Origin of the sequence: Streptomyces alfalfae (assembly GCF_004127445.1) — a bacterium.
In the GTDB taxonomy this organism is placed as follows: domain Bacteria; phylum Actinomycetota; class Actinomycetes; order Streptomycetales; family Streptomycetaceae; genus Streptomyces; species Streptomyces alfalfae.
On record NZ_QEXM01000037.1, the window covers coordinates 15,099 to 37,978 of the forward strand.

The following is a 22,880-nucleotide window of genomic DNA, read 5'->3' on the forward strand; positions in this document are numbered from 1 at the left end:
CTTGAGCACCACAGGCGCGTCCTCGGACCGACTGCTCGCCCTGACCAGCGCCCAGCAGGGCATCTGGAACGCCCAACGCCTCGAACCGGACTCGCCGTACTACGTCGTCGGCGACGTCATCGAGATATCCGGCGGCGCGAGCGGCACGGACGGCGGCGGCAGCGGAGACGGTACGCCGGTCGACGTCGACGCGCTGGTGGAGGCCGTGCGGGCCACCACCGAAGAGGCCGAGACGCTGCGTCTGCGGGTGTACGACACGCCGGAAGGCCCGCGCCAGCGGGTCGGTGACGAGCCGGTCGAGCCGCCCCGGGTCGTCGACCTCAGCGGCGAGGTGGACCCCCGTGCCGCGGCGCACGCGTTCGTCACGGCCGAGCGGGCGCGGGCGGGCGAGGCGTGCCGCGGGATGGTGGACCGGCCGCTGTACGCGCGGACCGTCATCAAGCTCTCCGACCACGAGGTCTGGTACACCCAGCTCGGCCACCACCTGATCTTCGACGGCTACACCGCCGCGATGCTCGCCCGCCGCACCGCCGCCCGCTACACGGCCCTCGTGCGCGGCGCCGAGCCCCGGCCCTCGGCCTTCGGGGACTTCGCCGCCCTCGTCGCCGCCGACCAGGAGTACCGCGCGAGCGACCGCTTCGCCGAGGACCGCGCCTACTGGGTCGAGCGGTTCACCCCGCTCCCCGAACTCGGCGACACCGACACGGCCGCGGGCCCGCCCGACCGCACCCTGACCGCCCGCGCCGTCCTGCCGCCCGAGGAGACGGCACGGCTGCGCGCGTTCGCCGACCGCGCGGGCGTCACCTGGGGCGAGGCGCTGATCGCCGGATACGCCGCGTTCCTGCACCGGGTCCTCGGCGGCGCCGACGTGGTCTTCGCGCTGCCGCTGATGTGCCGTACGGGCTCCACCGAGTTGCGCACCCCCGCCATGGCCGTCAACGTGCTGCCCCTGCGGGTGACCGTGCGCCCCGAGGACGGCCTCGCCGAGGTGGGCCGGCGCGTCGCCGACGCCATGCGCGAGATGCGCGACCACCAGCGCTACCGGGGCGAGGACCTGCCGCGTGACCTCGGCGTGCCCGGCGCGGGCGCGCTGCTGCACGGCCGCGGCGTCAACCTCAAGGCGTTCGACCTCACCCTCGACTTCGCGGGCGCCACCGGCGTCATGCGCAACGTCGCCGGCGGCCCGCCGGAGGACATGGGCCTGAGCGTCCTGCCGACCCGCGACGGCGGCCTCCTGTTCGGCTTCGAGGTCGACGCGCGCACCAGCGACCAGGCCGCCGTCGACGCCAAGCTGGCCGGTCTGCGCGCCCTGCTCACCGGGCTCACCGACGGCCTGCCGGTGGGGCGGATCGCCCTGACCGACGACGCGGACGGCATCCTCGCCGACCGGACGCCGCCCGCCCTGCCGGGCACCCCGGTGGACGTGCCGGCCGCCTTCGACGCGATGGCCGCCGCCGACCCCGGCCGCACCGCCCTCCTCTGCGGCGACGAGCGGTACACCGCCGGGGAGCTGGCGAGCCGCGTACACCGTCTCGCCCGTGCGCTGCGGGCCCGCGGCATCGGCCCCGACGACGTGGTGGCCCTCGCGCTGCCCCGCTCCGCCGACGCCGTCGTCGCCCTCCTCGCCGTCATGGACGCGGGCGCCGCGTTCCTGCCGCTGGACGCCGCCCACCCCGCCGAGCGGCTGCGCGAGCTGATCGCCGACACCCGCCCCGCGCTCGTCGTGACCGACGGCACGGTCGACGGACTCCCGTGGGCCGCCCTGCTCGACGAGGCCGCGACGCTGTCCGGCGCACCCCTCACGGCCGCCGACCTCGCCGCGCCCCGCCACCCCGAACACCTCGCCTACGTGATCCACACCTCCGGTTCGACCGGCCGCCCCAAGGGCGTCCTCGGCCGGGTCGGCGGCCTCGCCGCCCTCCTGCACCACCAGCGCTCCACGGTCGTCGCCGAGGTCGAGCGGACCGCGGGCCGACGCCTGCGCGCCTCGCACACCTACTCCTTCGCCTTCGACTCCGCCTTCGAGCACCTGATCTGGCTGCTCTGCGGCCACGAACTCCACGTGTACGACGCCGAGACCACCCGCGACGCCGACGACCTGCTCGCCGCGTACGTCCGCGACGGCATCGACATCATCGACACCACGCCGTCGATGGCCGCCCCCCTGCTCGACAACGGCCTCCTCGGCCTGCGGCCCCGGCTCCTCGTCCTCGGCGGCGAGGCCACCCCGCCCGCCCTGTGGCGCCGTATCACCGAGGCGGGCATCAACGCGCGCAACATGTACGGGCCCACCGAGGCCACCGTGACCAGCACCGTCGCGCGCGTCGACGGCGAGGAGCCGACCATCGGCCACCCCCTCGCGGGTACCCGCGTCCACCTCCTGGACAACGCCCTCCAACCGGTCCCGCACGGCACAGCGGGCGAGCTGTACCTGGCGGGACCGCACCTGGCCCGCGGCTACCTCGGCAGGCCGGGGGCGAGCGCCGAGCGCTTCGTCGCCGACCCCTTCGGCGCGCCGGGAGCGCGCATGTACCGCACCGGCGACCTCGGCCGCTGGGTGCCGGGACGCGGCCTTCAGTACCTGGGCCGCGGCGACGGCCAGGTCAAGATCCGCGGCCACCGCGTGGAGACCGGCGAGGTCGAGGCCGCCCTCGGCGCGGTCCCCGGCGTCACCTCGGCGGCCGCGGCCGTGCGCGGTGGCCGCCTCGTCGGCTACGTCGTCTCCACCTCGGTCACCGCCGAAGCGGTGCGCGCCCGGCTCGCCGAGCGGCTGCCGGAGCACATGGTCCCCGCGGCCGTGGTGGTCCTCGACGAACTCCCCGTCACCACCAACGGCAAGCTCGACCGCGCCGCCCTGCCCGCGCCCGCGTCGTCCGGCGGCGGCCGCGAGCCGAGCACCGACAACGAGCGGCTGCTCTGCGCCGTCCTCGCCGAGGTCTTCGAGACCGACCGGGTCGGCGTGGACGACGACTTCTTCGCCCTGGGCGGCGACAGCATCACCGCCATCACCATCAGCAGCCGGCTGCGGGCCAAGGGCATCGCACTGCGGCCGCGCGACCTCCTCGCCCGCCGCAGCTTCGCCGCCCTCGCGGCCTCCGCGAAGCCGGTGGAGAACGCCACGGAGCAGGTGGACGACGCGACCGGGCCCGTGCCCGCACCGCCGATCGTGCGCGGCCTGCTCGACCCCCACCCGGACGTCGGCACCGTCGCCGGATACGCCCAGTGGACCGCCCTGCGTGTCGACGGACTCGCCGTGACCGACCTCGTGGCGGGCGTGCGCACCGTGCTCGACCACCACGACGCGCTGCGCCTGCGCGTGGCCGACTGCCTGGAGGTGCTGCCGCGCGGCACCGTGCCGGCCGACGTGCGCGAGGTCGGCGCCGCGGACGTGGCATCGCTCGCCCGGAACCTCGCCGCCGAACTCGACCCGCTCACGGGCGACTTGCTGCGCGTGGCCCTCGTCCGCACCCGCGAGGGCGAACCCGACCGGCTCGTCGTCGTCGTGCACCACCTCGCCATGGACGGCGTGTCCTGGCGGGTCCTCCTGCCCGACCTGCACACCGCCTGCACGGGGGGCGCCCTCGACCCGGCGGGTACGTCCTGGCGGCGCCACGCACGGCTCCTCGACGAGCAGGGCCGCACCGGAGCGCGCCGGGGCGAACTCGACCACTGGCGCACCGCCCTCGCCTCCGCGACCCGTATCGGCGCACGACGCCTCGACCCGGCGCGGGACACCGTCGCCACGGCCCACCGCTCGGTCACCGTCGCCTCGCCCGAGGCCACCGAGGCGGTGCTGACGACCCTGCCCGCGGCCTACCGCGCCGGCGTCGACGAAGTGCTCCTCGCCGTGCTCGTCCTGGCCCTGCGCGAACACGGCGTCGACGGCGACGCGCTGACCGTCACCATGGAGGGCCACGGCCGCGAACACCTCGACCTGGCCCGCACCGTCGGCTGGTTCACCAGCGAGTACCCGGTGCGCGTCCCCGCGGCCGGCGACGCCGGCCGGGTGCTGCGCGCGGCCAAGGAGGCCCGGCGCGCCGTCCCCGACGGCGGCATCGGCTACGGAGTGCTGCGCTGCCTGGACCCGGCGGTCGACGAGGAGTTCAGGAACGTGCCGGCACCGGACGTGCTCCTGAACTACCTCGGCCGGTTCGCCCCGCTCGCCGCGGCCGGCTGGCGGCTGCCGGAGCGGGACGCCTTCGCGGTGACCGAACCGGACGCCAAGGCCCTGGAGCAGGTCCTCGCCCTCAACTGCTTCGTCCACGAGGAGGGCGCGCCCCGGCTCGCCGTCGAGTGGACGGCCGCGACCGAGGTCTTCGGCGCCGACGCCGTCGAGGCGCTGCAGGAGGCCTGGGGCAGGGCCCTGGAGGCGCTGGCCGAGCACGCGAGGCACACCTCGGGCGGGCTCACCCCCTCGGACCTGCCGCTGGTCGGCCTCGACCAGGCCGCCATCGACGTACTCGAACACACCGACGGCGCCGGCCGTATCGCCGACGTCCTGCCCGCCACACCCCTCCAGGTCGGGCTCTCCTTCCACACCCTGGTCCGCGACGACCCCGAAACGGACGTCTACGTCGTCCAGGCCGTGACGACCCTCGTCGGCGAGCTGGTGCCGGAGCGGATGGCCGAGGCCGCGCGTGAACTCCTGCGCCGCCACCCCGCCCTGCGCGTGTACCTGGCCCAGGCCGGGGACGACGTGGTGCAGGTGATCCCCGCCGACGTCGCCCTGGACTTCCGGCGGGACGACCGGTTCGAGGACGCCGTCCGCGCCGAACTCGCGCGCCCCTTCGACCCGGCACGGCCACCGCTGCTCCGCTTCCTGCTCTCCCGCGTCGGCCCCGCCGAGCACAAGCTGGTCATCACCAACCACCACGCCCTGCTCGACGGCTGGTCGATGCCGCTGGTCGGCCGCACCCTCCTCGCCCTCTACGCCGAACTGAGCGGCGGGCCCGCGGCCCCCGTCGCCCCGCCGCTGTCCGAGTACTTCCGCTGGCTCGCGGGCCGCGACCGCGAGGCGTCGCTGAACGTGTGGCGGGACGCCCTGGCCGGCGTCGACGAGGCGACGCGCCTCGCGCCCGCGAGCACCGGGACCGGCGTCGAGCGGCCCGGCCGCGTCAGCGTCGGACTCGGGCAGGAGTTCAGCGACCGGCTGCGCTCGTTCGCCCGTGAGCGGGGCGTCACCCTGACCACGGTGCTCCAGACGGCCTGGGGCCTGCTGCTCGGCAGGCTCACCGGGAGCCGTGACGTCGTGTTCGGCTGCCCGGTCTCCGGGCGGCCCGCCGAGGTCGACGGGGTCGAGTCGATGATCGGCCAGCTCGGCACCACCATCCCGGTGCGCGTGCGGCACACCCCGGACCGCACCGCCGCCGACCTCCTCGCGGACGTGCACGCCGAGAGCGTGGCGCTCGCCGACCACCACCACGTCGGCCTGCCCGAGATCCAGCGGGCGACCGGCGTCGGCGAACTCTTCGACACCATGCTGGTGATGGAGAACTTCCCGCTGTCCAGCAGGAAGCGCACCCCGCTCGCCCCCGGCCTCGACCTGGCGGGCGTGGACATCACCGACGCCACGCACTACGCGCTGACCGTCATCGTCATCCCCGACGACGAGATCACCATCGGCCTCGGCTACCAGCCGCGCGCCTTCACCGAGTCGACCGTGGAGGACTACGGCCGCTGGCTGGTCAACCTCCTGCGGGAGATCGTCGACGACCCGGCGCGGCCCGCGCTCCGGCTGCCCGCGCTCGACCCCGCCGAGCGCGAGCGGGCACTGCGCTCGGGCACCGAGACCGTCGCCGCCAAGGAACGCGGCCACTGGCTGGCGGAGTTCGCCGCCCGGGTCCGCCACAAGCCCGACGCCGAGGCCCTGGTCTGCCGCGACCGCAGCCTCACCTACGCGGAACTCGACCGCGAGGCCAACCGGCTCGCCCACGCGCTGATCCGGCGCGGCGTACGGCCGCAGGACCCGGTGGCCGTGCTGCTCGGACGGGACATCGAGATGACCGTGGCGCTGTTCGCCGTGGCCAAGGCGGGCGCGGTGTACGTGCCGATGGACGCGAGCTACCCGCGCGAACGCCTCGCGTACATGCTCGACGACATCGTCCCGGCCGCCGCCGTGACGACCGGCGCCGACGTCCCCTCCGCCCGCGACATCCCCGTACTGCGGCTCGACGACCCCGCCACGCTCGCGTCGATGCCCGGCACCGACCCGGCCGAGGCGCGCGCCAGGCTCACCGACGACGCGCTCGCGTACGTCATCTACACCTCCGGCACCACCGGGCGTCCCAAGGGCGTCGGGGTGACCCACCGGGGCGTGCCGGACCTGATCGCGCTCCAGGAGGAGGTCGTCGGGGTCACCGAGCACGACCGGTACCTGCACTTCGCCTCGACCAGCTTCGACGTGGCGTTCTGGCAGACCATGGTGCCGCTCCTGTCCGGCGGCACCTCCGTGATCGCCCCCGAGGAGGTGCGCGTCCCCGGCGACGAACTGCTCGACTACATCGTCGAACACCGCGTCACCGGCGTGAACCTGCTGCCGTCGTTCCTGGCCGCCATGCCCGACGACCGCACGGTCGACCCCGACGTGTTCTTCGTCGTCGGCGCGGAGCGGCTCGACCCCGAGCTGGCGCGCCGCTGGGGAACCGGCCGCAAGGCGCTCTTCAACGCCTACGGCCCCACCGAGGTCACCATCAACGCCGTCACCTGGCACTACGACCCGGACGACCCCGGCCCGCTGCCGATCGGCCGCCCCGACCCCAACGTCCGCGCCTACGTGCTCGACGGCGGCCTCCAGCCCGTCGGCGCCGGCGTCACGGGCGAGCTGTACCTCGGCGGCCCCGGCGTGGCCCGCGGCTACCTCGGCCGCCCGGGACTGACCGCCTCGGCGTTCGTCGCCGACCCCTTCGGCACACCGGGGAAGCGGATGTACCGCACCGGCGACCTCGTGCGCCGGCGGCCCGACGGACAGCTCGTCTTCCTCGGCCGCGTCGACCACCAGGTCAAGATCCGCGGCTTCCGCGTCGAGCTGGGCGAGATCGAGTCCACGCTGACCCGCCACCCCGACGTCCGCGCCGGCGCGGTGATCGTCAGGGACGACCGGCTCATCGGGTACGTCATCCCGACCGACGACGCCGACCTGGACACCGCCCGGGTGCGCGCGTACCTGGCGGAGGAGCTGCCGGACCACATGGTGCCGACCGCGCTCGTGCCCATCGACCGGCTGCCGCTGACCCCCGGCGGCAAGCTCGACCAGAGCGCCCTGCCCGCCCCGGAGACCGCCGGCGCCGCACGGCGTGAACCGGCCACCGAGGCCGAGGCCGTGCTGCTCGGCGTCTTCCGCGACGTCCTCGGCACCGATGACATCGGCCCCGACGACGCCTTCTTCACCATCGGCGGCGACAGCATCGTGTCGCTGCAAGTGGTCTCGCGGGCCCGCCGCAAGGGGCTCGGCCTGACCGCGAGGGACGTCTTCGAGGGTGAGACGGTCGCGGGCATCGCCGCCCGCGCCCGCACCCTGGACGGCGGTACGGCGCCCGCGACCGGCGACGCGCCGCTCACCCCCGTCATGCGCGACCTGCTCCAGCGCGCGGGCACCGGCGCCGACGGCTTCTGCCAGTGGGTGGAGGTCTGCGTCCCCGCGGGCGGCGACGAGGCGACCTGGCGGGCCGTGCTCGACGCCGTCCTCACCCGGCACGACGTGCTGCGGGCCCACCTGGCGGGCGACGTGCTGCGCGTCCCGCCGGTCGGCGCCGTGACCGCCGCCGACGTCCTGACACCCGTACGGGCCACGGACGACCCGCGCCCCCTGATCGACGCCCACGTGGCCGCCGTACAGGAGGAGATGGACCCGCGCACCGGGCCCCTGCTGCGCGCCCTGTGGGTGGACGCCGGACCCGGACGGCCGGGCAGGCTCGTCCTGATCGCCCACCACCTGGTCGTGGACGGCGTCTCCTGGCGCGTCCTGCTCGACGACGTGGAGCACGCGTACTCGGGCGGCACGCTCACCCGGCACGGCCAGTCGTTCGTCGGCTGGGCACGCTCCCTGCGCGACGCCGACCGGAGTGCAGAACTGCCGCACTGGCGGCGGATGACCGCCACCCCCGCGCTCACCGACCCCCTCGACCCGGCACGCGACACCGCGGCCACCGCCGCGCACCACGAGGTCTGGCTCGACGCCGAGGCGACCCGCGCCCTCATCACGACCCTGCCCGCCGCCCACCGCACCACCCCGGACGCCGTGCTGCTCACGGCCCTCACCCGCGCCGTACGCGACTGGCGCGGCGTCCCGGAGCTCCTTGTCGCACTGGAGGGCCACGGCAGGCCGACGCGGGTCGACCTCTCCCAGACGGTCGGCTGGTTCACCGCCGTCCACCCCGTGCGGCTCGACGCGGGCGACGACGTCCAGGCGGTCAAGGAGCGGCTGCGGGCCCAGGGCGACGGCCTCGGCCACGGCATCCTCACCTCCGCGGGCCTGCTCGACCCCGTACGCCCGGAGGTCGCCTGGAACTACCTCGGGCAGTTCCCCGGCGCCCCCGAGCAGGAGACGGCGTGGCAGGCGCCGCCGGACGCCGACCCGCTCGGCTCCGGCGGCACCAGCGCGCTGCCGCTGCCGCACGCCCTGATGGTCAACGCCCTGGTGCGCGACGACGCGCTCGGCATCCGGATCACCTGGCCGTCCGCGCTGTTCACCGCCGCCGAGATCGAGGACCTGGCCGGGCACCTGCGCACCGCCGCCCAGGACGTCGCCGCCGCGCCGGAGATCAAGGGGCTCGGCGAAGGCCGCACGGTCGCCGAGGTCCAGCCGCTCACCCCGCTCCAGGAAGTGATGCTGCGGCACTCGCGCACCGAGCGCCCCGACCCGTACACCGTCCAGTCGGCGTTCACCCTGGAGGGAGACCTCGACGTCGACGCCCTGCACGCCGCGGGCGCCGACCTTCTGGCCAGGCACCCGAACCTGGGCGCCGTCTTCCCCGCGGACCTCGCGGTGATCCCGGACTCCCCGCGCCCCGACTGCCGGGTCTCCGACGGGCCCGCGGAGGACGTCCTGGCGGCCGACCTCGCCGAGCCGTTCGACCTCGCCGAGGGGCCGCTCGTCCGCCTGACCGTCATCCGGCGCGGCCCCGGCCTCGCCGACCTCGTCCTGACCACCCATCACGTCCTGTCCGACGGCTGGTCGGCCCCGCGCATCCTCACCGAACTGTTCGCGCTCTACACCGCGCGCGTCCGGGGCGAGGAACCGGCCCTGCCCGCGCCCGTGCCCTTCGCCGACTATCTGCGGCGGCGGTCCGAGCACGAACCGGACCTCGACGTGTGGGCCGCCGAACTCGACGGCCTGCCAGAAGGCGACTACCTCACCGGCGGCGCGAGCGCCGCCGACCTGGGCCCCGCCTGGCAGGAACCCACCCTCATCGAGTTCGACGCGGCCCTGGTGAAGGAGCTGTCCGACCTCGCCGCGCGCCACGGCCTGACCAGGAACACGCTGGTCCAGGGCGCCTGGTCGCTCCTCCTCGCCCGGCGCTCCGGGCGCGGCGACGTCTGCTTCGGCGCCATGGTCGCCTGCCGTCCCGCCGAGGTGGCGGGCGTCGAGGAGATCATCGGCCTGATGGCCAACACCGTGCCCGTACGAGCACGGCTCGGCGGCACGCTCGCGGAGACGCTCGCCGGCCTCCAGGCCCGCGGGCAGGCACTGGTCGAGCACCACCACGTCGCCCTGACCGACCTGGAACGGCTGACCGGCCGCCGCAGGCTCTTCGACAGCCTCGTGGTCTTCGAGAACTACCCCGTCGACCCCGACCGGCTCCGCGAACCCGCCCCCGGGCTCACGGTCGTCGGGACCCGCTTCCGCGAGTCCACCCACCACCCGGTCACCCTGACGGTCATGCCGGAGGGCGACGGCTGGACGGGCGTACTCGCCCACCGCGCCGGAGTGGACGCCGACGGACTCGCCGACGAACTGCTCGGGCTGCTCCGCGGCCTGGCCGACCACATGGACGCGGACGTGTCCGACCTCCTCGGTGCTGACGTGTCCGACCCTCTGGAGCGCTCGTGAGCGACAAGACCGCCGACGACACGGCGGAGGCGCCGCCCGCGCGGGTCGACGCCGGGTTGCTGAGGATCGCGTTCATCCTGGTGCTCGGCACCTTCATGGCCACGATCGACGCCACCATCGTCAGCGTCGGCATCGACACCCTGGCGACGGAGTTCACCGCCTCGGTCACCCAGATCCAGTGGGTGTCCACCGCCTACCTGCTGGCCGTCGTGGGCGCCGTGCCCGCGTCCGGCTGGCTGGCCGGGCGGTTCGGCGGCCGGCGGACCTGGATCGCAGCCATCGGGGTGTTCCTGCTCGGCTCGGCGCTGTGCGCGCTGGCCTGGTCGGCGCCCAGCCTGATCGTGTTCCGGGTGATCCAGGGCCTCGGCGGCGGACTGCTCCCGGCGACCGGACAGGCGCTGCTCGCCCGGATCGCGGGGCCCGGCCGCACCGGCAGGGTGATCAGCGTCGTGGCGGTCGTCCCGCTCCTGTCACCGGTCCTCGGCCCGCTGGCCGGCGGCTCCATCCTCGGCGTGGCGCCCTGGCCCTGGCTGTTCCTGGTCAACCTGCCGATCGGCGCGGCGGCGATCCTGCTGGCCCGCCGCCATGTGCCGGACGTGCCGCCGTCCGCCGAGCGCACCGCGTTCGACCTGCGCGGGGCGGCGCTGCTCTCGCCCGGCCTCGCCGTACTGGTCTACGGGCTCACCGAGGTCTCCCACGGCAGCGCGCTGCCGGCCGCGGTGGGGATCGTGGCGGGCGTGGCGATGCTGGCCGGGTTCACCGTCCACGGGCTGCGCACGCGTGGCACGCCGCTGGTCGACCCCCGCCTCTTCACCCGCCCGCCCTTCGGGGCCGCCGCGCTCGCGCTGCTCGTCCTCGGCGCGTCGGTGTTCGGCACGATGTTCCTGCTGCCGCTGTACTTCCAGACGGGCCGCGGCCTGTCGGCGTTCGAGGCGGGGCTGCTCCTGGCCCCGCAGGGGCTGGGCGCGGCGGCCGGCTCGGTCCTGGTCAACCGCACGATCGACAAGGCCGCCCCGCGCACTCTCGTCGTCACGGGCATCGGGCTGATCCTCCTGGGCACGCTGCCGTTCACCCAGCTCGGCCACGAGCCCCCGGACGCGGTGATCGCGGTGGCGCTGGCGGTACGCGGCGTCGGCATGGCCATGATCGGCGCGCCGGTGATGAACATCGTCTACAGCCGCATCGGGCCCGCCCAGCTCCCGCGCGCCTCGGGAGCGCTCAACCTCCTGAACACGGTGGGCGGTTCGCTCGGCACGGCCCTGCTCGCCGTGGTCCTCCAGAGCCGCCTCACCGCCCACGGCCAGGACGTCCCCCAGGCGTTCGCCGACACCTTCTGGTGGGTGCTCGGCCTCTGCCTGCTCGCGGCGGCGGGCGCGACGAGACTGCCCCGCACGGGCCCGAAGAAGATGGCCTAGGAGCACGACCACCGCCGGTCCCGCGCGCGGTTCACTGCCGCGCGACCGTGCGCAGCGCGGCCACGACGGCGTTGGCCGTGGGGTCGGCGGTGTCCGCCCGGCGCGTCGCGGCGAACAGCTCGCGGTGGATCGGACGGTCCTCGACGGGCGAGGTGCGGATGCCGGGCGCGGTCGGCTCGATGGCGGTCCGAGGGACGAGCGCGGTCGCGAGACCGGCTCGCGCGAGGGCGAGTTGGGCTGCGATGTCGGCGGTGACGTAGGGCGCGGACGGTGTGAGGCCCGCCAGCCGGCAGGCGTGCAGGACGGCCTGTCCGCAGTCCGTGTCCGGCGGCGGCAGGACGAGGCGGTGGGCGGCCAGTTCCCGCAGGGGGACGGGGCGTCCATCGGACCGGTCCGCCGCGGTGACGACCAGCAGCGGATCGTCGAGCAGCCGATGGGCGACGACACCGCGGGGCGTGGCGTCGGGCATGTGGTGATACCGCTGTCCGAGCACCACATCGACGGTGCCGAGCGAGAGTTCCCGCAGCTGCGCCTGGTCGGTGACGAGGCAGGTGACGGTGAGCCGGGGATGCCGTGCGGCCAGCGCCGTCAGCGCGGGCGCCACGACGCGGGCCACGGTCGACGGCAGTGCGGCCAGCGTGACGGCGGCGCCGACGGTGTCCTTGACCGCCGCGACGGCGCTCTCGGCCTCCCGCACCGCGTCGAAGATCCGGTCGGCGTGCTCGACGAGCACCCGCCCCGCCTCGGTCAGGGCCACGGTGCGCCCGTCGGGGCGCAGCACGTCGACGCCGACCTCCCGTCGCAGCGCCGCCAGTTGCTGGGACACGGCCCCGGCGGTCAGACCCAGCGACTGTGCGGCAGCGGTGATGGAACCGCGTGCGACGACGGTCTTCAGCATGTGCAGACGGCGGATGTCCAGCATGACTGGGCAGATTACCTAAAGGGACACCTCAGCAAAGACCCCCTTGTCCTGTCGATTCACGGTGCGTGATCGTTGGCCCATGGAAATCCTCGACTGCGTCGACGCGGTGGCCCGGCCCCTCCATGACTTCGGCGACGAGTTCATGTCCGACGAGGCGACCAGCGCCGTGGGCGCGCGCGCCGGTTTCCCTCCGGGGCGTGCCTTCTACTGCCGTGGCCGGTTCGGGGTGCTCGGCGAGGCGCCGGTCGCGGTGGTCCGGGCGGCGCAGGGCTTCCTCGGCCCCGGCCTGGTCTCCGTGGGCTGGAGGGCGGGGCGGCCCGTGATGCCGGCACAGGATGCCGCCGCTTGCTACGCGGGCGCGGTCCGGCAGTGGGGACGTGCCCACATCCCCGGCGACGTCGACGTGGAGCACTTCAACCGGCTGGCGCGGCGACTGATCGACGCGGCCGACGCGGACGCACTGCCCCTGTTCGCCGGCTGGCGCGCGCGGCCCTGCCCCGACGACGACCCGGCCGGCGCGGCCATGCAGCGCGTCCATGTGCTGCGGGAGCACCGGGGAGCCTGCCACCTGGCCGCCGTACGCCTGTGCGGACTGACCGCCCGGACGGCCATGGTCATCAACCTGGGCTCGGAGCAGGCAGCCCACTACGGCTGGGAACAGCCGCCTCCCGCGTCCGAGGCCCTGCGCCCCCAGTGGCAGCGCGCCGAACGGCTCACCACCGAACTGCAAGCACCGCTCTACGCCGCCCTGACCGCCCGGGAGCGCACGGAGTTCCGTGACCTCGTCGTCGCACTGACGCGCACCGAGGAGACGCGGGCGGACGGCGGCCGGATCAGCTGTCCCGGGACGGCCCGGACGCCAGTGAGGCCGTGACGACCACCGGCGCAGGTCGTCCCGTCTCGCGCAGGGCCTCGGCGGTCGACTCCACGAGCCACACCGCCATGTCCGGCGACCACTCCCGCGTGACGCAGCCGAACCGGATCACTTCGCGCATCCCCTCGGTGTGCACCGTCCGGCTGAGATCGAGGTCCAGCCCCGCGAGCACGCCCTCCGCCGTCGGCGCGAGGACGTCCACCGCCCCCGAGGTCTTCTCCCGCACCGCCGCAGACAGGGCCGCCGCGTCCCCCGGGTCCACACCGCCCTCGCCGGGCCGGCAGGAGACGGTCACCACCACTTCGTACCGGACGTCCGGATCGGTCAGGCCGAACCACGGCGCCAACTCGATCTGGTGGAAGGCCGTGTCGCGCTCGGTCGCGTGCAACGGCAGCAGGGCGTGCAGCCCCGTGAACGTCACCGTGCCCACCCGGGCCAGCGTCTCGGACAGCACCAGGGCGATCGGCCGTACGGGGATGCCCGGCCGCGGGGGGTGGGTGCGCACCCCCGCCCCGAGCCACGCCAACTGGCGTACCGCGCCGTCCTGGGTCCAGTCGCCGCCGACCTCTTCATGGGCCCACGCCGTGGGCTCGTGTTCGGCCGTGACCTCGCCGTCCTCGTGCAGCAGCCCGCTGACGGTGCGCCAGCCGTAGGAACCGGCCCGGTCGACGGCGAGGAAGAGGAGTTCGTCCGCGACGGAGCCCTCGGCGTCGTCCTCCCGCTCCACCACCCGGTCGAACCACGGAGGCAGCTGAAGGGTTCCGTGCAGGCCGACGACGACGGTGGGGGGAAACACGGACAGACACTCCCGAAAAGAGAAGCAGGCGGTGCCGGAAGAGTACTCGTCCGGCACCGCCTCACCCGTGGAACACGGCCAGGCGGTCGGTCATGGCCCACGGCTGATCACCGTCCGCGGTCGGTCACGAATCGCTGTCGGTCACAGGCCGCAGCCCAGCCTCTGCGTCGCGGTGATCTTCTTCGAGCTGTCGTCCGGGTAGCCGATCAGGTCGACGTCGATGACGCTGCGGAAGTCGTACTGCCCCACGTTGTACGTGCACTTGTACGCGGCCGCCGTGCGCTTGCCGCTGCCGCCGCCCTGGTAGACGTTCTTCGCCGACTTGGTCAGGGTCTTCCACTCACCCCCGCGCTTGACCTGGAGCCACACCGTGACCTTGGCCTTGACGCCCCGGGCAGGTCCGCTCAGGTTCTTCCACCAGCCGTGGGCGTTGATGTGTCCCCGCACCGTGTGCGAGAAGTGCACGTTGTCGCCCATGGTCCGGAACGCCCCGATGCCGGACGCGCGGGCGGCCTGCTCGCCGGCGACACTGTGGTACTGCGGCGCGTCGGAGTCGGCGGCCTGCGCCGGTGCGGCCACACCGACGGCGAACAGAGTGGCCAGGGCGGCGGAAGCAGCCCCCATACGCATACGCACGTGAAATTCCCCCAAGAATCGGTCAGTCGCGACACGTTGGCCGCGATGGTCGTACGTGCCGCAGTCTAAACACCTGTCACCACGCCCTTCGGCGGTGGTGCCCCGACACGCGCAGGTGACCCACCACGGGGGCTGTCGCCGTCCGTCCCTGACCCGCTACGGGCAGAGCCTCTGGGCGGGAATGCCGTTCAGGGGGAGCGAGGCGGTGATGCGCTTGCCCACCAGCTCACGCTGGACGCCGAAGGAGCGGGCGATCCGCGTGACGATCTCCAGGCCGTGCTGCCCGACGCGGCCCGGGTCGGTGCGATGGGTCGTGGGGAGGGTGGAGTCGCTGTCCCACACGGAGATCTCCACCACGTGCCGGGTGATGCAGAGATTCATCAGCATCGGCCCGGGGGCGTACTTGTACGCGTTGGTGACCAGTTCGCTGACGATCAGCAGCGTGAGGTCCTTCACCTGGGCGGAGACCATGACGTCGTAGGTGCAGCGAGCCGCGTCGAGAAAGGCGGCCGCGAGGCGGCGGGCCTCGGCGATACAGCCCGCACTTCCGTGCAGGGCGTGACTGGTCCGGGCCAGAACCCGGCCTTCGGCGTCACCGTCACTCTCGCTGCCCACTCCCATACGCACCTCTCATCTTCCCCGTGCCGGTGCGGTGTGCGTGTACCCGGCAACATCCCATCCATGTGCGGCGACGGAGACAACGACGGCGGGGGCGGCAACGACGGCGAGAGCCACAACGACGGCGAGAGCCACAACGACGGTGAAGGCGACAACGACGGTGAAGGCGACGGCCGGGGGAGGCGCGGGCTCTGGCACGGGCAGGGCGAAAGCGGCCCGGCCGGGCTTTGTAAGCTCCTGGCATGCCTCAGTCCACAGATCCGCGGATGCCGGTGTCGGGTGACCACGTACGCCGGGCCGTGGCCCACTGCCGCGACACCCTCCGCGGCATCCCCGCCGGCCAATGGCACGAACGCGCCGGAGGCCTGGAGTGGACACGCTGGGAGACCCTCGACCACCTCGCGGACGATCTGCTCACCTATGCGCTGCGGTTCGGGCTCGCGCACCCCATGGGCGTGCCCCGCGTCCCGCTGCGCGTGTCCAGCGATCGGCCCGACGGCCCGGTCAACGTCGTCTTCGGGGACCGTGACGCGGGGCCCGAGGGGCTCCTGACCGTCGTGGAGGCCTGCGGCGGCCTGCTCGCGATCGCCGTGGACGCGGCGGACCCGAACACCTTGGCCCCGCACGTCTTCGGAGCCTCCGACCCGGAGGGCTTCGCGGCCATGGGTGTGGTCGAGACGCTGGTCCACACGCACGACATCGCCCAGGGCGCGACCTCGGGGAGCCCCGCCTCCCAGGGCGTGGACGGTGCGCCGGAGCCGCCGCGGGACCTGTGCGAGCGGGCCCTCGCGCGCCTGTTCCCCGACGTGCCCGTCATCGACACCCCGTGGTCGACCTTGCTGTGGGCCACCGGGCGTGTCGAGACGCCCGAGCGCCCCCGCCGGACCGACTGGCGCTGGCACGGCGCGCCGCAGAGCCGTGGCTGACCGGCTGTTCTCCGGCGCCGGCCTGCCGATCCACGCCTGAGCCGACCGGCGGTGGAGTCACCGGTTCGGACGGGCCGCAGCCTCGACGGATGCGAGTTGGGCGGCGAGGATCTCCTCGAACGCGGCGCTGCGATCCGCCCCGAGGGGACGTACGTCGCGGGCGAAGTGGGCCAGGGCCGGGAAACGCTCGGGATCGGCCCCCAGTACCGCCACGCGGAACAGCTCCATGCCCTGCTCGTGCTCCGCGGGGGAGACGCCGCTCGCCCCGGCCTCGGCGGAGATCAACGCCGCGATGAGGACCGCGAGCCGGTGATAGCGCGCCGGGATCTCCTCGTCGGGCAGCCCCGACGCCCGCAGGGCCTGTAGCACCTCCTCCATCACCAGCCGGGAACCGGCGCCGCTCGACGCGTAGCGTCCCCAGACCGCGGCCAACTGCGGCTGCCGCCCGAAGGCCGCCCTCACATGCCGGGCCAGGGACATGACGCGCTGCTTCCAGTCGCCCTCGGGGCGGTAGTCCTCCATCGCGGCCAGAAGAATCCGGTCGGCCACCGCGCGCAGCAGCTCGGTCTTGCTGCGGAAGTGACGGTAGAGGCTGGAGGAATCGGTCCCGAGAGCCGCGGCCAGCTTGCGCACGCTGAACGAATCCGCGTCGCTCGTGCACAGCAGCTCCGCCGCCGCGTCCAGGATCTCATCGGTCGTCCAACGCCTTCGGCCTGCCATCTCGCTCCTCTCGGCTGCTCCCATCCTAGCTGTGCACTTGGTGTTGCACGCACCGCGTGCATAATGAGGACACGAGGATGCCGGGCGGACCGGCATGCCACTCGTGCCCTGTTGTCCGGCGTCAGGCGACCGATGCGGAGCTCGCTCGCCCGCCCCCGGAGCACACGGAAGGACGCATGACGTGAAGACCGAGAAGAACGAGCAGCCCGGGACGACCGGGGAGAAGGCGGCTGGAGTCCCCCTCGATTCCGTGGGGCCGGGGCCGGGGGCGGAGCTGGACGCAGCGCTCGAAGGCGTCCATCGCGCCGGAATGCCGGGCCTGTTCGCCGAGGTGCGAGACGGCGACCAGGTCTGGCGCGGCGCCGCCGGGGTCGCCGACGTCGCCACCGGCCGCCCCGTCACCGCGGACATGCGGCACCGCGTCGGCAGCATCACCAAGACCTTCACCGCCGCCGCGGTCCTGCAACAGGTCGAGAGCGGTCAGATCGGCCTGGACGCGCCGATCGCCCGGTACCTGCCGAAGCTCGTCCCCGGAGAACGCGGCGACGCGATCACGGTGCGGATGCTCCTCAACCACACCAGCGGCCTCGCCGAGTACCTTCCGTACGCCTACCCGTCCCTCAAGGCGTTCCCCGACCTCGCCGAGACCGGGCCCCAGAGCCTGGACGATCACCGGCACACGCGGTTCGACCCCGTGGAACTGATCGAGATGGGCGTCACCGCACCGGCCGTCGGGGCTCCGGGCGGCACTCCGGGGGTGTACTCCAACACCAACTACCTGCTCCTCGTCCAGCTCCTTGAGCAGGTGACCGGCGCCACGGCCGAGGAGTGCATCACCCGGAACGTCATCGAGCGCGCCGGGCTGTGCGACACCGAACTCCCCACGGGACCGCATGTGGACGGCCCGCACTCGCGGCTCTACGAGTCGTGGTTCGGCATGATCGACCCGCCGCGCGACTACAGCGTCTTCGACATGTCATGGGTGGGGCCGTCGGCCTCGCTCATATCGACGGTCGCGGACATCAACCGCTTCTTCGGCATGCTGCTGGCCGGAGACATCGTCGGTCCGTCGTCGCTGGCGCAGATGCGACGCACCGTCCCGGTCGTCTCCCAGGAGGGAAGGGTGATCGACTACGGTCTCGGCCTGCACCCGATGGAGGGCTCCGCGCGCCCGGCGCAGGATCCCGGCGCCTTCTGGGGCCACGGTGGCTCGGTCTGGGGCGGCGGAGCGCTGGCCATGACCCGTGCCGACGGCAAGCGGCAGCTGGCCCTCGCGGTGAACATGCAGAGGTGGAACAGGCTCGACGCCTCCGGCAGGCCGCAGCCCCACCCCATCGACGCCGCACTCGCGACGCTGTGCCGCGTGGCGATGCACGGCTAGATCACCGGGGCCGGGAGCCGGGGGAGCCGCCCGAAGCCGCCGCGGTCATGGCAGGTAGCCCCTCGACCCCGGTCCCGGCCCGGCTTCCGGTTCGGGCTCTGACTCCCAAGCTGGTTCCAGGTCCGGGTCCAGGTCCAGGGCCAGTTCCCATTCCCGTTCTCGCGCCGAAGGCGAAGGCGCTGCCGGAAGCGGGTTCGGCACCCAGAACTCGACCGTCGTGCCCGTTCCGGGCCGGCTGTGCATGGACCACCATCCTCCCGCCGTCTCGGCCCGCTCCCGCATCTCGATGACCCCGAAGTGGTCGCGAACACCGTCCCGGGACGCCGGCTCGCCGGTCCCGTCGTCCACGACACGCGTCACGATGCCCCCGTCGGCCGACGAGACGCGGACGTCGACTCTGCTCGCGCGCGCGTGCTTGTGCACGTTCAGGAGTGCCTCCTGGACGATGCGGAAGATGGTGATGGCCGTCTCCGGCGTGGGTTCACGGTCCAGCTGGTGCTCGAACGAGTAGGTCATCCCCCAGGAGGAGCCGACGACGTCGTGCAGGTGGCTGGAGAGCCCTGCGACCAGGCCGTGCCGGTCGATGCCGGGCGGATGCAGCCGGAAGGTCAGGCTGCGCAGACGGCTGATCGCCTCGCGCACCGAGGCGTCGAGACGCCGCAGTTCCGCGGAGCACGACTCCGGCACCCGGTCCGCCAGCAGTTCCAGCCGCATCCCCACGGCGACCATGGTCTGGATGGAGTCGTCGTGGACGTCCCACGCGATGCGCCGGCGTTCCGTCTCCTGCGCCTGGACCAGGTGGTCGAACAAGCGCCGCCGCTCATGGAGGGCGTGCTGCGCCGCCCGCCGCTCGGACATGTCGCGGGTGACCTTGCCGAACCCCTGGAGTACGCCGTCCTCGTCCCACAAGGCGGTGATGACCACGTTCGCCCAGAACCGGGAGCCGTCCTTGCGGACCCGCCAGCCCTCGTCCTCGAGGCGTCCCTCGGCCACGGCGGTCTCCAGCTCCCACTGGGGCTTGCCCGACGCCTGGTCCTCGGGCGGGTAGAAGACCGAGAAGTGCTGGCCGAGGATGTCGGTGGCCCGGTAGCCCTTGATCCGCTCCGCGCCCGCGTTCCAGCTGATGATGTGGCCCTGCGGGTCGAGCATGAAGATGCCGTAGTCCAGCACCCCCTGGACCAGCAGAGTGAAGGCCGCTTCCGACATCGGGGCCGCCTGCTTCCGCGTCCGCTGCTGCCGTCGCGGTTCCGACATCACTCCAGGAGCCCTTCACGCCGCGCGATCGTCACCGCTTCCAGCTGGGAACGCGCTCCCAGCTTCTCCAGCACCCGCTGGACGTGATTGCGGCCCGTGTTGAGGGCGACCCCCAGCAGCTCGCTGAGTTCCGCGGTGGTGTGCCCCTCGCCCAGGAGCCGAAGGGCCTGGCGCTCCCGCGGAGTCAGGTTCGCACCAGGACGCGGCGCCCTGCCGGACAGCCGTCCCAGCACATCGCCCAGCAGGTCCTGGCCGAACACCACCTCGCCCGCCGCCACCCGGCGCACGGCGTCCTCCAGTTCACGCAGGCCGCGGGCCTTCAGAATCAGACCGGCGCCGCCCGTCTCCGCGACGCGCGCGGCGACCCCCGCGCTGCCCTCGCCCGCCAGGACCAGGACGCGCACGTCGGGTATGAGCGCCAGCAGGCCCGGGATCGCGCCGACCCCGTCACCGTCCGGCAGGCGTCGGTCCATCAGGACGACATCCGGCTCGTACCGCTCGGCGTCGGCCAGCGCGGACGCCACCGACGCCGCGCGCCCCACGATCCGCAGGTCCGGTGAACGCTCAAGGGCGAGGCAGATCGCCTCGGCCACCATGTCGTGGTCCTCCACCAGCAGGACTCTGACCGGTCGACGGTGCGGAGGAGGTGCGGTCATGGGGGCATCCTCGCAGGCGGCGGACCGCACGGTCATGCCGGAAGGTCCCGGAGCCGCGACTCGGCGGAGAGCGCCGCCGCGTCGGTGCGGTGAGTCGGCTCCGGGTCAGAGGACGTGGTCCCCTCGGTGAGGACGCCGTCGGCGCCGATCAGCGAGAGCAGCCGCGCCAACTGCGTGCCGACGCCTACGACGCGTAGCTCCACGCCTGCCCGAAGGACGGAGTTCCGTACGGTGAACAAGGCGGTCAGGCCGGAGCAGTCGCAGAAGTGGACGCCGGTCAGGTCGAGGCAGAGACTCGTCGGCCGCCGCACCAGGCACGCCGCGACCGCTTCCTCGACGGCGGCGGCCGAGTCCCAGTCGAGTTCACCGGCGAGAGTCACTCGCGCGACGCCCGCGTCGACAGCGGCATGCGACGTGAACGGGTTGTCGGTCACTGTGTCCCGCACCTCTCCGTGCTCACGTGCGGCGTCACCGGCGCGGCACGGTCTCCTGGGCCTTCCCCGCGGGGAGGCTCCCTGGCGTCAGCTGCGGCATCGCCGCCTCATGGTGCGGAAGCATCAGTCCGGGTCTAGTGAATCTGCACTAGACGTGGAAGTCAACACGCTTCCCTGGAGGCCGTTGGCGCAGGGCCTTCCGGCGGAGTGACGGTCGGAGGTATCTTCCCTGGTACGGGTCGACATGCCTGGTCCCCGACGAGAGGGCCGCGCGAAGCCCGCGAGGGACACCGCCTTCGTGTGTTTCCATGTGCAGGAAAGCTGCATCGGACGGGACGAGGGGTGTGCAGCGTGGCGATGGTGCGAAGGGTGGAGGCGCCCCCCGAGCGGAAGCCGCTGGAGGGATGCCACTCCAGCGTGGTCTTCTCCGACGACCGGCAGTGGACCGAACACCTTGTCGCCTTCGTCCGCGGCGGTCTGGAAAACGGCGAGCAGGTGAAGTATGTCGTGGACGCCACCGCCCCCGAACGCGTGATGCGTGCGCTCACGGACGCGGGGATCGACGCGGTGGACGCCGTGACGCGCGGACAACTGTCCGTCACGGCCGCCCCGCAGCCCCACCGCGCCGATGCCGGTTTCGACCAGGACGCGATGATCGGGTCCTGGCACGACGCCGCGGAAGGCGCCCGCGCCTCCGGATACCAAGGGCTGCGGGCGATCGGCGAGATGTCCTGGGGGGCGAGGGACAGCATTGGCGCCGACCGCCTGCTGGAGTACGAGCTGCGCCTGCACCACGAACTTTTCCCACAGCTCCCGCTGCAGGTACGGTGCTTCTACGACCGCCGCCTGATGTCCGACGCGTACGTGAGTGTTCTGGCCAGTGCGCACCTGACGCACCTCGGGGAACCTCATTCCGTACCGGCCCTGCGGGTCGCCCCGCTGACGGACCGGCCCGGCCTGCTGCTCTCGGGGTCGGCCGGGTACGACACACGGGACGCGGTCGCCGCCGCGGCCGCTGTGGTCTCGGGAGTGGCGGCTCCGCAGGTGGAGCTGGACCTCTCGGCCCTGCGCCACCTGGACGCGGCTTCGCTCGCCGTGCTCGCCGACGCCGCGGCGGTGCGGCCGGGCGGCACGCCACTCAAAGTACGGAAGGCACCTTCGCCCCTGCGGCGACTACTGCAACTGTTCCCGGAGCTCGACTCCGCGGTGGAGGTCGTGGACCGATGACAACCCACGAGCTGGCCTCGGCCGACCCCGGCCACGCCGCCTTCTACCACCCGGCGCTTTTCTACGGCACCGAGGACGAGTACCTCGACGGAGTCGGAACGTTCGTGCGGGACGCCCTGGAGCGCGAGCACCCCGTGCTCGTGGCCGTGCCCGGCCCGCGCCTGCCGCTGCTGCAGGACGTCGTCGCGGGCGACCGCGACCGTGTCAGATGGGTGGACATGCGGCAGGCCGGACGCAACCCGGGCCGCATCCTGTCCATGCTCCAGGAGTTCGCCGACCGTGCGGGCGACGCGCCGGTGCAGGCGTCGATCGTGGGGGAGCCGATCTGGGTCGGCCGCACGCCGGAGGAAGCGGCGGAGGCGACTCGCCACGAAGCGCTGATCAACCTCGCCTTCACCGGCCGCCCGGTCAGCATCCTGTGCCCCTACGACACGGCCCTGCCGAAGGACGTGCTGGCCCAGGCGCACCGCACCCACCCGGTGGTCGGTGACTCCCGCGCCTACCGCGCCAGCTCCCGCTACGCCGATCCCCACGAGGTCTGTTCCGACTGCGACACCCCGCTGCCCGAGCCGCAGGACGCCCTCGTCCTCCCGTTCGGGGAGCGGGAACTGACGTTCGCGCGCGACGAGGCCGACCGCTGTGCGGCCGCAGCCGGCATGGCCCCGGCCCGCCGCACGGACTGGCTCCTCGCGGTCAGTGAGGCGATCAGCAACTCGGTCCGTCATGGCGGCGGCCGGGGGACGCTGCGCATGTGGCGCACGGGCGGCGAGCTGGTCGCGGAGATCCGCGACCAGGGCCTGCTGACCGATCCCCTCAAGGGCCGCCGCAGGCCGGATCCCCGAGCGGCGAGCGGCGGCCGAGGGCTGTGGATCATGCACCAGCTGTGCGATCTGGTCGAGATCAGAGCGACGGCCCAGGGGCTCGTCCTGCGCCTCCACATGGCGCTGGAGTAGCCCCGGGGGAGCGGGGCGGC

General features: G+C 73.6%; 15 protein-coding genes. 7 read left to right on the forward strand and 8 right to left on the reverse strand.

Annotated elements, in window-relative coordinates; genetic code table 11:
• Position 1 precedes the first annotated feature (1 nt).
• Together DCW30_RS15220 and DCW30_RS15225 are read left to right on the forward strand one after the other, a co-directional pair.
• The gene (locus tag DCW30_RS15220) at positions 2-10,048 is read left to right on the forward strand and encodes a non-ribosomal peptide synthetase (RefSeq protein WP_076687384.1); all 10,047 of its coding nucleotides are present in this window, start codon (positions 2-4) and stop codon (positions 10,046-10,048) included.
• Entirely contained in the window at positions 10,045-11,463 is a 1,419-nt protein-coding gene (locus DCW30_RS15225; protein ID WP_076687385.1) for an MDR family MFS transporter, read from the forward strand. Before DCW30_RS15220 ends, DCW30_RS15225 begins: the two co-directional genes overlap by 4 nt.
• A gap of 31 nt (positions 11,464-11,494) precedes the next feature.
• Here the strand turns inward: DCW30_RS15225 and DCW30_RS15230 are convergent, their stop codons facing one another.
• Complete coding sequence (locus DCW30_RS15230) at positions 11,495-12,385, reverse strand: LysR family transcriptional regulator (RefSeq protein ID WP_076687386.1); 891 nt, start codon at positions 12,383-12,385, stop codon at positions 11,495-11,497.
• A 79-nt stretch (positions 12,386-12,464) separates the two neighbouring features.
• Here DCW30_RS15230 and DCW30_RS15235 point away from each other — a divergent pair, with 79 nt between their 5' ends.
• Positions 12,465-13,259, forward strand: coding sequence for a helix-turn-helix domain-containing protein (locus tag DCW30_RS15235; RefSeq protein ID WP_076687387.1), 795 nt, complete (start codon positions 12,465-12,467; stop codon positions 13,257-13,259).
• Here the strand turns inward: DCW30_RS15235 and DCW30_RS15240 are convergent.
• The 3 genes from DCW30_RS15240 to DCW30_RS15250 form a co-directional block, all read right to left on the reverse strand.
• Positions 13,219-14,055, reverse strand: coding sequence for a Rossmann-fold NAD(P)-binding domain-containing protein (locus DCW30_RS15240; RefSeq protein WP_076687388.1), 837 nt, complete (start codon positions 14,053-14,055; stop codon positions 13,219-13,221). The two genes, DCW30_RS15235 and DCW30_RS15240, sit on opposite strands and share 41 nt — an antisense overlap.
• Before the next feature lie 141 nt (positions 14,056-14,196).
• A complete protein-coding gene (locus DCW30_RS15245; protein ID WP_076687389.1) occupies positions 14,197-14,679 on the reverse strand; it encodes a hypothetical protein in 483 nt (160 codons plus the stop codon).
• Positions 14,680-14,847: 168 nt separating this feature from the next.
• Entirely contained in the window at positions 14,848-15,312 is a 465-nt protein-coding gene (locus DCW30_RS15250; protein ID WP_076687390.1) for an ATP-binding protein, read from the reverse strand.
• Positions 15,313-15,551: 239 nt separating this feature from the next.
• On the opposite strand from DCW30_RS15250, the gene DCW30_RS15255 reads away from it, so the two are divergent.
• On the forward strand, positions 15,552-16,235 hold the full coding sequence (locus tag DCW30_RS15255; RefSeq protein WP_076687391.1) for a maleylpyruvate isomerase N-terminal domain-containing protein: 684 nt from the start codon (positions 15,552-15,554) through the stop codon (positions 16,233-16,235).
• Positions 16,236-16,292: 57 nt separating this feature from the next.
• Here the strand turns inward: DCW30_RS15255 and DCW30_RS15260 are convergent, their stop codons facing one another.
• Positions 16,293-16,955, reverse strand: coding sequence for a TetR/AcrR family transcriptional regulator (locus DCW30_RS15260; RefSeq protein WP_076687392.1), 663 nt, complete (start codon positions 16,953-16,955; stop codon positions 16,293-16,295).
• Between the two features lie 310 nt (positions 16,956-17,265).
• Between DCW30_RS15260 and DCW30_RS15265 the strand changes: the two genes are divergently transcribed.
• Positions 17,266-18,336 (forward strand): serine hydrolase domain-containing protein, encoded by a 1,071-nt coding sequence (locus DCW30_RS15265; RefSeq protein WP_162933623.1) that lies wholly within the window; start codon positions 17,266-17,268, stop codon positions 18,334-18,336.
• Positions 18,337-18,381: 45 nt separating this feature from the next.
• On the opposite strand, the gene DCW30_RS15270 is transcribed toward DCW30_RS15265, so the two are convergent.
• From DCW30_RS15270 to DCW30_RS15280, 3 genes are read right to left on the reverse strand one after another with little or no spacing between them, the layout of a single operon-like run.
• Positions 18,382-19,542 (reverse strand): PAS domain-containing sensor histidine kinase, encoded by a 1,161-nt coding sequence (locus DCW30_RS15270; RefSeq protein ID WP_206740255.1) that lies wholly within the window; start codon positions 19,540-19,542, stop codon positions 18,382-18,384.
• 47 nt (positions 19,543-19,589) lie between these two features.
• Positions 19,590-20,246 carry a response regulator transcription factor gene (locus tag DCW30_RS15275; RefSeq protein ID WP_062780233.1) on the reverse strand — a complete coding sequence of 219 codons (657 nt, stop codon included), beginning with the start codon at positions 20,244-20,246 and terminating at the stop codon, positions 19,590-19,592.
• Between the two features lie 32 nt (positions 20,247-20,278).
• Positions 20,279-20,680 carry an STAS domain-containing protein gene (locus DCW30_RS15280; RefSeq protein ID WP_076687394.1) on the reverse strand — a complete coding sequence of 134 codons (402 nt, stop codon included), beginning with the start codon at positions 20,678-20,680 and terminating at the stop codon, positions 20,279-20,281.
• Positions 20,681-21,037: 357 nt separating this feature from the next.
• On the opposite strand from DCW30_RS15280, the gene DCW30_RS15285 reads away from it, so the two are divergent.
• Together DCW30_RS15285 and DCW30_RS15290 are read left to right on the forward strand one after the other, a co-directional pair.
• Entirely contained in the window at positions 21,038-21,907 is an 870-nt protein-coding gene (locus DCW30_RS15285) for an MEDS domain-containing protein (protein ID WP_076689614.1), read from the forward strand.
• On the forward strand, positions 21,904-22,860 hold the full coding sequence (locus DCW30_RS15290; RefSeq protein WP_076687395.1) for an anti-sigma factor RsbA family regulatory protein: 957 nt from the start codon (positions 21,904-21,906) through the stop codon (positions 22,858-22,860). Before DCW30_RS15285 ends, DCW30_RS15290 begins: the two co-directional genes overlap by 4 nt.
• Positions 22,861-22,880 lie beyond the last annotated feature (20 nt).